Source organism: Actinotalea sp. (genome assembly GCF_041597215.1).
In the GTDB taxonomy this organism is placed as follows: Bacteria; Actinomycetota; Actinomycetes; order Actinomycetales; family Cellulomonadaceae; genus Actinotalea.
The window spans coordinates 1-11,482 of record NZ_JBFHHB010000094.1 but is presented as its reverse complement, the minus strand read 5'-3'; the positions used below and the strand labels follow the sequence as shown (position 1 = coordinate 11,482).

Genomic DNA, 11,482 nt, shown 5'->3' with positions numbered 1-11,482 from the left:
GATGTCGACCCCGTCCGGAAGGGCACGCCCCAGGTCCCGGAGACGGCGACCGCCCCAGGGCTTGGGCACCAGCAGGGGCTCCAGGAGGAGCGGGGGAAGAGTCGTCATGAGAGGTCCTCGTTCATGGACGGTGCTGCTGGGGCCGGGCGGCTCGCGGCGAGGTCGGCCGCCATCGTCAGCGCGCCGACCGCACCGGCCCGCCCACCGAGCCCGGGGAGGGACAGGAAGTCGCTGGCGGGGTCCGAGGCCGGGTGGGCCCCGAGAGCACCACCGAGCAGCGCCGCCGCCTGGACCCTGACGGCGTCGAGGAGACCCGGCGTGCCGAGCACTCCCCCACCGAGCACGATTCGCGCAGGCGACAGGACGTAGACGAGCGTGCACACGAGCTGGGCCAGGTACGAGGCCTCGATCTCGACGGCCCGGTCCAGGAGGTCGCCGAGCTCGGTTCCGGGACGGCCCCACCGCGCCGTGACCGAGGGGCCGGAGGCGAGCCCCTCGAGGCAGTCCCCGTGCAGGGGGCAGACCCCGCCGAAGGTGTCCTCGGGATGGCGCCGGACGATGAGGTGCCCGGCCTCGGGATGGGCCGTGCCGTGCAGCGGCCGGCTCTGGACCACAGCGCCCACCCCGACGCCCGTGCCCACGGTCGCGTAGGCGAGGTCCGTCAGCCCCTGACCGGCTCCCCAGCGCAGCTCCCCGATGGCGGCTGCGGTGACATCGGTCTCGATGGCGACGGGGGCACCGGCCGCGTCGGCGATCGGGCCGACGACGTCGGCCCCGCGCCAGGCCAGCTTGGGGCTCTGCAGGATGTGGCCGTAGGTCGTCGACAGCGGATCGAGATCCACCGGGCCGAACGACCCGATCCCGACGCCCTCGATCCCCGCCTCGCGCCGCCAGCGCGCGACGAAGCCGGTGACCGCAGCGAGGGTCGTCCCCGGGTCCTCCGTCGGGAAGGTCCGGACGTCGACGACATCGGTCGGGCTGGTGCCCGCGGAGCAGACGATCTTCGTCCCTCCGGTCTCGATCCCTACGAGCACAGCGATCCCCTTCGGTGCCGACGGCCGACGGAACGGCGTGACGCGCTCCGGGCCACACCCAACCGACCTTGTCCCACGTTGTCAACCGCCCTGCGTCCGCCCGTCGTGCCGTGCGAGGATGCGCGCGTGACAGCGAGGGAGGGCGAGCGGCCGCAGGTGACCGCCCGTGCGACGGTCGAGGACGTCGCACGCCTCGCGGGAGTCAGCACCAAGACCGTCTCCCGGGTGATCTCGGGCGGCCCGCACGTGTCCCCGTCCACCCGCGCGAAGGTGCAGGAAGCGGCGGCGACGCTGCGGTTCCGCGCGAACTCCGTGGCGCGCGAGCTGCGCTCCGGCGGGGTGTCCTCCACGGTGGCCTTCGTCATCGGCGACCTGACCAACCCGTTCTTCGCCGCCGTCGCGGCCGGGGTCGAGCGCACGATCGCGCGGAGCGGGCTCACCCTCGTCATCGCGGCGACGGACGACGAGTCGCGACAGGAGCCCGCGGTGGTCGCGGCCATGCTCGAGCGCCGCGTCCGTGCGCTGCTGCTGGTCCCCATCGCCGAGGATCACGCCTACCTCGACGGCGAGCGCCAGCTCGGCACGCCCATCGTCGCCGTGGACCGGCCGCTGTCCACCGCTTCGTCCGACTCGGTGGTCTTCGACAACCACGGCGGGGCGATGGCGGGCACCCTCGCCCTGCTCGACGCCGGGCACCGTCGGATCGGCTTCGTCGGGAGCACCTCGCGGCTGTCCACGCACCGCGAGCGCCGCAGCGGGTTCCTCGACGCCTTCGCCGCACGCGGGCTCACGGCCGATCCGGACCTGGTGCGCACCGACGCCCCGGACGTCGCGGCCGCCGAGGCCGCCACCCGTGGCCTGCTGAGCGGTGCACGCCCGCCGACGGCGATCTTCGCCGGGAACAACCGCGCGACCATCGGGGCCCTCACCGCCATCCGCCGGAACGCGACCACGACCGGCCTGATCGGCTTCGACGACGTCGAGCTCGCCGACGCCCTCGGGCTGAGCGTCGTGGCCCACGATCCCGAGCTCATGGGCGAGACGGCTGCGCGCCTCGCCCTCGACCGGCTCGACGACCCGGGCCGGGCGCTCGAGCAGGTGGTCCTGCCGACCCGCCTCGTCCTGCGCGGCTCGGAGCGCTCGGTCCGCTGACCGTCGATCGAGGACCGGGAGCACCCGGCCCGGCGCCCTACAGGTCGCGGGGGGCCTCGCCCGGCTCCTCACCGCTGTACCGCGAGAGGTTCACCACGGCGAGCCCGAGCCCGCCCCAGATGACCACCATGGCGACGATCATCATCACGACGGCAGATCCGCTCATCGTTCCGCCTTTCCGCTGCTGCGGTCGCTGGTCACGGTGACGAGCGACGCTGGCTTGTCGAGTCGGGTGCGCTTGCTCCAGGGCAGGAGCGCCGCGACGATCGCGAAGACGATGACGCCGACAGCGGACCCCCAGCCGAGGAAGGTGAGGAGCCAGGCCGGGTAGCCGCCGTACGGCTCGGCGAGGGCGTCACGGAACTCCTGGACCAGGATGAAGGTCAGCACCAGCGGGGTGAGGCCACCGACCAGGACCATCCACCAGCGACCCAGCGGGAACGAGGTCGTCAGGTTCATGTGCGCGCGCAGGTCGGGCAGCTCGCGGTAGGCCCAGGTCACCACGAGAACGGTGACCACGGCCACGAGCACGATGCCGAAGCGGTTGATGAAGTAGTCGATCGTGTCGAGGATCGGCACGCCGGTCGTCGTCGCGAACAGCAGGACGCTGACGAGCCCGGACGGCACGACGACGGCAAGGGTCGCGGCGGTGCGGCTCAGGTCGAGCTTGTCCCGGACGCCCGAGATGACGACCTCGATCACGCTGATGAGCGACGTGATGCCGGCCAGCACGAGCGTCCCGAAGAACAGCACCCCGATGAGGGCACCGGCCGGCGCCTCGGAGATGATCGCAGGGAAGGCGATGAACGCGAGGCCGAGGCCGCTGGTGGCCACCTCGTCCACGCTGACCCCGTTGGCCTGGGCCATGAAGCCGAGCGCGGCGAAGACCCCGATCCCGGCGAGCAGCTCGAAGGCGGAGTTGGAGAAGCCCACGACGAGGCCGGAACCCGTCATGTCGGTGCGGCGCCCCACGTAGGAGGCGTAGGTGATCATGATCCCGAAGCCGACGGACAGGGAGAAGAAGATCTGCCCGAACGCCGCCGCCCAGACTCCGGTGTCGGCGAGCGCTGCCCAGTCAGGGGTGAACAGCGCGTTCAGACCCTGGGCAGCGCCCGGGAGGAACAGTGCCTGCACCACGAGTGCGAGGAAGGCCACGATCATCAAGGGGATGAAGACCACGGAGGCCGCCCCGATCCCGCGCTGGACGCCCAGGCCCAGGATGACGAGCACGACGACCCACACCAGGATCAGCGGGACGAGCACCCCGGGGACGAAGTCCAGGCCGATGCCCGGATCGGCGACCTGGAGGAACTCGCCGAACAGGAAGCCGTTGGGATCGTCGCCCCAGGCCTCGTTCGTGGAGAAGATCGTGTACCGCAGGGCCCAGGCGATGATGACGGCGTAGTACACGCCGATCACCGCGCAGATCCCCACCTGCCACCACCCGAGCATCTCGCCGGTCCGGCTCATCCGGCGGAAGGACAGCGGAGCCGACCCGCGGAACCGGTGACCGATGGCGTAGTCGAAGAGCAGGAACGGGATGCCGGCCCCGAGCAGCGCGACGAGGTACGGCAGGATGAACGCCCCGCCGCCGTTCTCGTAGGCCACGTAGGGGAAGCGCCAGATGTTGCCGAGTCCGGCGGCGGACCCGATCGCAGCGAGGATGAAGACCCTGCGCGACGAGAACGCGCCGCGGTGGGCCTCGGGGGGATGCGCTGCCTCGGACGGGCTGGCCATGTCGCTCTCCGCTCTCTCACGAACCGGGACGGCGGCTCCGGACCCCCGTGCGGGCCCTGCCGTCCCAGGGCGAAGGTAGCGGGCGAGCCGACCGGGGCGACAGAGAGGACCGAAGGGGAAGACGGTCGCCCGGGGGCGCCGGCCGGACTCAGCCTCCGACGTAGGCGGCCAGGTGCTCACCCGTGAGGGTGGAACGGGCGGCAACGAGCTCCGCGGGGGTGCCCTCGAAGACGACCCGCCCGCCGTCGTGCCCGGCTCCGGGGCCGAGGTCGACGAGCCAGTCGGCGTGCGCCATCACGGCCTGGTGGTGCTCGATGACGATGACCGTCTTCCCGGAGTCCACCAGCCTGTCGAGCAGGCCGAGGAGCTGCTCGACGTCCGCCAGGTGCAGGCCGGCGGTCGGCTCGTCGAGGACGTAGACACCGCCCTTCTCCCCCAGGTGCGTGGCCAGCTTGAGGCGCTGCCGCTCGCCCCCGGAGAGCGTGGTGAGCGGCTGGCCGAGGGCGAGGTAGCCGAGGCCGACGTCTTCGAGGCGTTCGAGGATCGTGTGGGCGGCAGGAGTCCTGGCCTCGCCCTCGGCGAAGAAGTCCGTGGCCTCGGTGACCGGCATCTCCAGCACCTCACTGATGTCCCGGCCACCGAGGTGGTACTCGAGCACCGAGGAGTCGAACCGCTTGCCCTCGCACTCCTCGCAGACGGTGCTCACGGTCGCCATGAACCCCAGGTCGGTGAAGATCAGTCCCGCGCCGTTGCACACCGGGCAGGCGCCGGCGGAGTTCGCGCTGAACAGGGCGGGCTTGACCCCGTTGGCCTTGGCGAAGGCCTTGCGGATCGGGTCGAGCAGCCCGGTGTAGGTCGCGGGGTTGCTGCGGCGTGAGCCCTTGATCGCTGCCTGGTCGATCGCCACGACGCCCTCGCGCCCGGCCACCGATCCGTGGATCAGCGAGCTCTTGCCGGAGCCCGCGACTCCGGTGACGACGACGAGCACTCCGGTCGGGAGGTCGACGTCGACGTCCTTGAGGTTGTGCGTCCTGGCACCCCGCACCTCGATCGTCCCGGTGGGCTCGCGCACCGCCGCCTTGACCCGTGCGCGGTAGTCCAGGTGCCGGCCGGTGAGCGTCCCGCCGGTGCGCAGCCCGGCGATGTCGCCCTCGTACACGACCTCGCCGCCCGCCGTCCCTGCCCCGGGGCCGAGGTCGACGACGTGGTCGGCGATGACGATCATCTCCGGCTTGTGCTCGACGACGAGCACGGTGTTGCCCTTGTCCCGCAGCTGGAGCAGCAGGGTGTTCATCCGCTGGATGTCGTGCGGGTGCAGACCGACGGTCGGCTCGTCGAAGACGTAGGTGACGTCGGTGAGCGACGAGCCGAGGTGCCGGATCATCTTGGTGCGTTGCGCTTCTCCGCCGGAGAGCGTCCCGGCGGGCCGGTCGAGGCTGAGGTAGCCGAGCCCGATCTCCACGAAGGAGTCGAGCAGGTGGGCCAGTCCGCGCAGCAAGGGCGCGACGCTCGGTTCGTCCAGGCCTCTGACCCACACCGCGAGGTCGTTGATCTGCATCGCGCAGGCATCGGCGATGCTGATCCCGGCGACCTTCGAGGCGCGTGCGGCGGCAGCGAGCCGGGTGCCCTCGCACTCCGGGCAGGCCTGGAAGGTCACGGCCCGTTCGACGAAGGCACGGATGTGCGGCTGCATCGCGTCGACGTCCTTCGACAGCATCGACTTCTGGATCTTCGGGACCAGCCCCTCGTAGGTGAGGTTGATGCCCTCGACCTTGATCTTGCGGGCCTCGCCGTAGAAGAACTCCTGGCGCTGCTTCTTCGTGAACTGCGAGACGGGCACGTCACCGGGGACGACGGCGGAGAAGATCCGCCCGTACCACCCGTCCGCGCTGTACCCGGGCACGGTGATCGCACCCTCGGCGAGGGACTTGCTCTCGTCGACCATCTGCGCGAGGTCCAGGTCGGAGACCGAGCCCATCCCCTCGCAGCGCGGGCACATCCCCCCGGTCACCGAGAACGTGCGCTTCTCCGCCGTGGTCGCCGCACCACGATCGACCTTCATCTGGCCGACCCCCGTGGCCGACGGGACGTTGAAGGAGTACGCCTGCGGCGAGCCGACATGCGGCTGCCCGAGCCGGCTGAACAGGATCCGCAGCATCGCGTTGGCGTCGGTCGCCGTGCCGACGGTGGACCGGACGTTCGCGCCCATCCGTTCCTGGTCGACGAGGATCGCCGTCGTCAGCCCCTCCAGGACGTCGACCTCCGGCCGGGCGAGCGTCGGCATGAAGCCCTGCACGAAGGAGCTGTAGGTCTCGTTGATCATCCGCTGCGACTCCGCGGCGATCGTGCCGAAGACCAGGGAGCTCTTGCCCGAGCCGGAGACCCCGGTGAACACCGTCAGGCGGCGCTTGGGGATCTCGAGACTGATGCCCTTGAGGTTGTTCTCCCGCGCGCCCTGGACCCGGATGAGGTCGTGGCTGTCGGCGGCGTGCGACGGTACGGCCGTCCTCTCGGTCCTGCTCATCGGGCCTCCTCGATCCGGTTCAGGGGTGGCGGTCGGGCGCAGGTACGCGTCGCGCCCTCAGGACAGGTCGACGAGCGTCGCCGCCAGCGCGACCACGCCCTCGTCGTCGACCTCGGGACTGAAGCCGAGCCGTACGACGACGAGCTCGGCCGACGGGACCACGACGATCCACTGACCGTCGTGCCCCTGGGCGAAGTAGGCGTCGTCGGGAAGTTCGGGGTGCACCGGCGTGCCGTCCGGCAGCGTGTTCACCCACCAGCCTGCGCCGTAGCCGGGGTCCTCGGTCTCGACGTCGACCGCGGTGGTGGACCGTGCCATCCAGCCGGCCGGCAGCAGCTGCTCGCCTGCCCACTCCCCGTCCTGCAGGGCGAACTGACCCAGCGCGGCGAAGTCCCGCGGCGTGGCCCACAGGTAGGAGCTGCACACGGGCGTGCCGGAGGCGTCCGGCTCGAGCACGGCGGAGGACATCCCCAGCGGACCGAAGACCTCCTCTCGCGGAAGGTTGGCGTCGGAGCCCGTGCGCTCCAGCAGGATGTCGCACAGCAGGGTGGTGCTGCCGCTGGAGTACTGCTGGTAGGTCCCGGGCTCGTGCGCCAACGGCTGTGCCGCGACGTAGTCGCCCATGTCCGGCTCGAGGTAGAGCATCCGCGTGATGGCCGTGCCGAGGTCGTAGGTCTCGTTCCACTCCAGGCCGCTGGTCATCCGCAGGAGCTGCTCCACGGTGATCTCGGCGCGCTCGTCGGTCCACTGCGCACGCAGGTGGTCGTCGTCCAGGGAGAGTCGTCCCTGCGCGACGAGGCGACCGACCAGCAGGTTGGTCAGGCTCTTGCTCATCGACCAGCCGAGCTGGGGGGTCGCGTCGTCGAAGCCCTCGGCATAGCGCTCGGCCAGGAGCTCACCGCCGCGGACCGCGACGACGGCGCGGGTGCCGAGGGCGGCCCGGGCGTCGGCGTCGAGCCCGTCGCCGAAGGCCCGACCGAGCGCCGCCTCCACCTCGGGGCTCATCGCCGGTGCGGGCGCGTCCGCGAACGGGTTGCCCCCGGGATCGACCTCGACGGGGGCCGGGAGCGTCGGCGCCTCGTCGGTGAGGGTGCAGCCGAACCCCTCCGTGAGGACCGCGCGCTGGGTGGCGAGCACCCCGAGGATCGAGCCCGCCGTCCGGTCGCCGTCGGAGCTGGTCCGCAGGACCGGCACCAAGGGGTTCTCCGGGAGGTCGGCCTGCGGGTCGCTGCGCTGCGCTATCCCCTCGACCGCGCAGGCGTTGTGCGCTGCGTAGCCCGTGGCGGTGAGGAGCAGCGGCCGCTCGTACCAGTACACGCCCACCACCACGACGACGACGAGGAGCACCAGGCCCAGCAGGACCCGTCCGCGGGTGAGCATGGGCCGAGGCTACTGGCCGCGTCGGCCGACGGGGAGACCTCAGCAGCCGTGGGGCACCCGCACTCCGGTCCGGCCTGCCATCCCTTCCCACGCGCTGCGCCGGGGTGGCGCGGCCGGTTCGGGGCCGCCCCGCTCAGACGCTCCGCGCGACCCCTGCGGCGTCGGTCGCCTCGATGGTGAACGTCTCGGCCACCAGGTCGGCGTCGAGGGTCGCCGTCGCGCCCCGGCGGGTCCAGGTGATCCGCAGCCGGCCCGGCTCGGTGTCCGCGACCTCGCACTCGGCGTCGAAGCCGAACGCCTCGAAGGTCGACCGGAACCGGAGCAGCTCGAGCTGTCGCTGCACCACGGGCCGCTGCAGCCCCGCCTCGACGTCCTCGGTCGAGAGGTTGGTGCGGTTGATCTCCTTGTGGCCGCCCGGCCCTGCCTTCGCCACTGCCTCGTGGTCGTTGGCACCGGCGAACAGGTCGAGGTACCAGACCTGCGGCTTGCCCGGGACGAACAGCTGGATCGCCCTGGCGAGCAGCATCCTGGCGTCGGACTCGCCGAGCGCCGAGTAGTACGTCGCGTTGACCTGGTAGTAGATGTTCTTGGCTCCGTGCAGGTCCTTGACGTAGCCGCCGCGGCCCTTGACGACGTCGATCAGGGCCTGGATGCGGTCCCCGCTGAGCAGGCCCTCGAGGTCCAGCAACGGGATGCCGTCATGGCAGCCCAGCATGGTCACGGTGCGGATCTTCTTGTCCAGCACCTCGGCGATCCACCCCTTGAGGACCGTCGCGTCGTGCTGCTCGAACGCGTCGATGACGAGCCCCGGCAGGAAGAAGTCGTAGGTCATGAAGCCCTGCGCGGCGATGGTCTCGTGGATCTTCGCGGCGTAGGTCGAGTGGATCTCCGGCAGGAGGCGCACACCGCGCGCGTCGGCCAGCTCCTTGACGCGCGCGAGCAGGTCCCACGTCCCGGGCTCGTTGAGGAAGTTGCGCAGGCCCGGCTCCTTGGGCGCGTACGCGAAGGCGTCGAGCCGCACGATCTGCGCCCCGTAGCCCGCGAGCGTGTCGAGCGTGTCGGCGTAGAACTCCCACACCAGCGGCGAGGCGATGTTGAGGTCCATCTGCCCGAGGTAGCGACGGCGGGACTCGACGAGGTCCACGACGGCGTCCCGCACGTCCTCGAACCCGCTCGCGTCGACGTCGCCCGGCCGTCCGCCGTCCGCGAGCGTCGCCGCGAGGCGCTCCGCGAGCAGGTGGGCGCGCCCGTACTGCATCCCGGTCGCAGCCATGAGGTCCTGGGCGTCGGGGGCGGTGTACCGGACCTCCTGGTAGAAGGTGTTCCAGTACGGCTTCTCGGAGCCGTCGGGCAGGCGGACCATGAGGATCGGCAGGCCCGGCTTGCGGAAGAACATGTCCTCGAGGAGCTCGGGGTCCGGCTGGACGAAGCCCTCCGGCGTCATCTGCCCGTGGCCGGCCCAGAACGCGTTCCAGTCGATGAAGAACTCGGCGAACGGCGACTCCTCGCCCCGCGCCAGCAGGTCCTGGAACTGCGGGGACAGCACCGAGGCGTGGTTGAGGATGAAGTCGAGCTTGAGGCTGATCCCTGCCTCGGCGAGCGCGTCGAGGTCCGCGCGCGTCGCGTACAGGTCGCTGAGCTGGTAGTCGATCACCGAGAAGCCGCGGTCGAGGTCGGTGTTGAAGACGCTCGGCAGGAGGTAGGCCGAGGTGAAGGCGTCGGTCAGCTCCGGCCGGCGCAGGAAGGCGGCGACGTCGCCGAGGGTGCCCCCGATCGAGTCCGGGTAGACGTTGATCATCGGGCCGGCGTCGGGACCGCCCTCGCCCATGGCGGCGAGGTACGTCGCGTAGTCCTGGATCTCGCCGGACTTGGCGACGATGACGGCCGCCCGGCGCGCCTGGGCGTGCAGCTTCTCCTGCTCGATCCCGAGGACCATCGTGGTGAACGGGCTGTCGACACCGCCGTCCCGGTTGCGGGAGCGGCGGTGCGCGAGGGTCTCCTCCGGGGTGCTGTTGAGCAGGATGGGCAGGTCGACCCCGCGCAGGTGCTCGTTGTTGCCGTGGGTCCACTCCAGGACGATCACCTGGACGTCGCGCAGGTCGACCTCGTCGTACCAGAGCTGGTCGACGGTGCGGCCCATCCGCTTGAGCATCAGCCGGGGTGCGCCGTCGTGGAAGGCTTCGAGGATGGCGCTGAGCTCGTCGAAGGCGATCTCGTGCGGGGTGCCGAGGTAGTCGGCCAGCGCCGCGCGCCCGGCGGTCAGGTAGGTGGACAGCCAGGGGTGCTCGGCGACCTCGGCCGGCTCGGCGTCCCGGTCGGCGGCCTGGAGCCCGGCGAGAGCCGTGCGGACGGTGGCGTCGTAGAGCCCCGCGTCCACGAGCGCGCGGGTCGCCGCTGCCCGGAAGACCCGCAGCCGCTCGGCGTCGTTGGCCGCCGGGACGCGGTGGGGGTAGTTGTCCCCGGAGAGCACGTAGGCCCCGACCCCGCTCGCGTTGAGGCCGTGGGCCAGCAGGGAGCCGATCTCGGACTTGCCGACCCCGGACCCGCCGTGGACCGCGACCACCGCTCGGTGGTGCGGGCTCGACGCCAGCAGGGGTTCCAGCCTCTCCCACAGGACGGGGAACAGCGTGCGGGCCTTGGCGAGATGCACCTCGGTCACCTGGACGCTGTCGCCGGGCATGTCGCCCGTCGTGACGCCGGCCAGGTCGCTGACCTCGGGGAAGACGGCAGGCACGTCGGGCCTCCTTTGGCGGGACGGCGGTGGAGGCTCTCAGGGTACCGAGGTATGCAAGCGCTGTCATCCCCGATCGGCAGGCAGATCCTGCCCGCCCGATCCGCCGCGGGCGCGGCGCCGGGGGCCGGCCCGCCCCTAGCCTGGGAGCCACGCGACGGCCCGACGCCCGACGCGACCGAGCGGGGAGGGTGACCATGGCCGAGGACGGATGGACCGCCGACGAGCGCGCCGCGATGAAGGAGCGTGCTGCCGAGCTGCGCGCCGAGGGCAAGAAGGGCGCCAAGAAGGCGGACGAGCTGCAGACGGTGCTCGACAAGATCGCCGCGATGGCCCCTGCCGACCGCGTCCTCGCCGAGCGGGTGCACGCCGCGGTGACCGCGAACGCTCCCGGGCTCTCGGCCAGGACCTGGTACGGCATGCCCGCCTACGCGAACGCCGACGGGAAGGTCGTGGTGTTCTTCCAGGACGCGGCGAAGTTCTCCTACCGCTACGCCACGCTCGGGTTCCAGGAGCACGCCGCCCTGGACGCCGGCGACATGTGGCCGGTGTCCTACGCGCTCACGGCATGGACGCCCGAGGTCGAGGCCCGCGTGGTGGCACTCGTGAGGGCCGCCGTGGGGTGACGGCCGTGCCCGCGGTCGATCAGCGGCCGCGCTCGACGGGCGCCCGGCGCGTCAGGTGGCCGATCGCCTCGTCCACCACCACGGGGTCGGCGAGGATCCGCTGGTGGCCGAGGCCCTCGGTGCTGTGGAGCCGGGCGTTCGGCCAGCCGCTCGCGATCTGCGCACCGACCCGGTACGGCGTCTCCTTGTCGGCCCTGTCGTGCACCACCAAGGTGTCCGGCATCGATCCGTCCACCCCGAGCGGTCCGAGGTCGAAGCTCGCGAGGGAGCGTTCCGTGACCCGCTCCAGCTCGCCTCG

Annotated in this window: 9 protein-coding genes; 2 read left to right on the top strand and 7 right to left on the bottom strand. The window is 71.7% G+C overall.

Features of this window, described 5'->3' with window-relative positions:
• Positions 1–104: 104 nt before the first annotated feature.
• Positions 105–1,034 carry an ROK family protein gene (locus tag ABWK99_RS08470; RefSeq protein WP_372594262.1) on the bottom strand — a complete coding sequence of 310 codons (930 nt, stop codon included), beginning with the start codon at positions 1,032–1,034 and terminating at the stop codon, positions 105–107.
• Positions 1,035–1,160: 126 nt separating this feature from the next.
• On the opposite strand from ABWK99_RS08470, the gene ABWK99_RS08465 reads away from it, so the two are divergent.
• Entirely contained in the window at positions 1,161–2,186 is a 1,026-nt protein-coding gene (locus ABWK99_RS08465) for a LacI family DNA-binding transcriptional regulator (RefSeq protein WP_372594261.1), read from the top strand.
• 37 nt (positions 2,187–2,223) lie between these two features.
• Here ABWK99_RS08465 and ABWK99_RS08460 read toward each other — a convergent pair whose 3' ends face one another.
• The 5 genes from ABWK99_RS08460 to ABWK99_RS08440 form a co-directional block, all read right to left on the bottom strand.
• The gene (locus tag ABWK99_RS08460; protein WP_372594260.1) at positions 2,224–2,352 is read right to left on the bottom strand and encodes a methionine/alanine import family NSS transporter small subunit; all 129 of its coding nucleotides are present in this window, start codon (positions 2,350–2,352) and stop codon (positions 2,224–2,226) included.
• Positions 2,349–3,923: a sodium-dependent transporter gene (locus ABWK99_RS08455; protein WP_372594259.1), complete on the bottom strand. Its 1,575-nt coding sequence runs from the start codon at positions 3,921–3,923 to the stop codon at positions 2,349–2,351. Before ABWK99_RS08455 ends, ABWK99_RS08460 begins: the two co-directional genes overlap by 4 nt.
• Before the next feature lie 148 nt (positions 3,924–4,071).
• The gene (locus tag ABWK99_RS08450) at positions 4,072–6,447 is read right to left on the bottom strand and encodes an ATP-binding cassette domain-containing protein (protein ID WP_372594258.1); all 2,376 of its coding nucleotides are present in this window, start codon (positions 6,445–6,447) and stop codon (positions 4,072–4,074) included.
• 57 nt (positions 6,448–6,504) lie between these two features.
• Positions 6,505–7,827 (bottom strand): serine hydrolase domain-containing protein, encoded by a 1,323-nt coding sequence (locus ABWK99_RS08445; protein ID WP_372594257.1) that lies wholly within the window; start codon positions 7,825–7,827, stop codon positions 6,505–6,507.
• A 133-nt stretch (positions 7,828–7,960) separates the two neighbouring features.
• A complete protein-coding gene (locus ABWK99_RS08440) occupies positions 7,961–10,561 on the bottom strand; it encodes a hypothetical protein (RefSeq protein ID WP_372594256.1) in 2,601 nt (866 codons plus the stop codon).
• Positions 10,562–10,755: 194 nt separating this feature from the next.
• On the opposite strand from ABWK99_RS08440, the gene ABWK99_RS08435 reads away from it, so the two are divergent.
• Positions 10,756–11,184, top strand: coding sequence for an iron chaperone (locus ABWK99_RS08435; RefSeq protein WP_372594255.1), 429 nt, complete (start codon positions 10,756–10,758; stop codon positions 11,182–11,184).
• Positions 11,185–11,203: 19 nt separating this feature from the next.
• Here the strand turns inward: ABWK99_RS08435 and ABWK99_RS08430 are convergent.
• Positions 11,204–11,482, bottom strand: a 279-nt coding sequence (locus tag ABWK99_RS08430; protein ID WP_372594254.1) for an alpha/beta hydrolase, incomplete at its 5' end; no start/stop codon positions are given.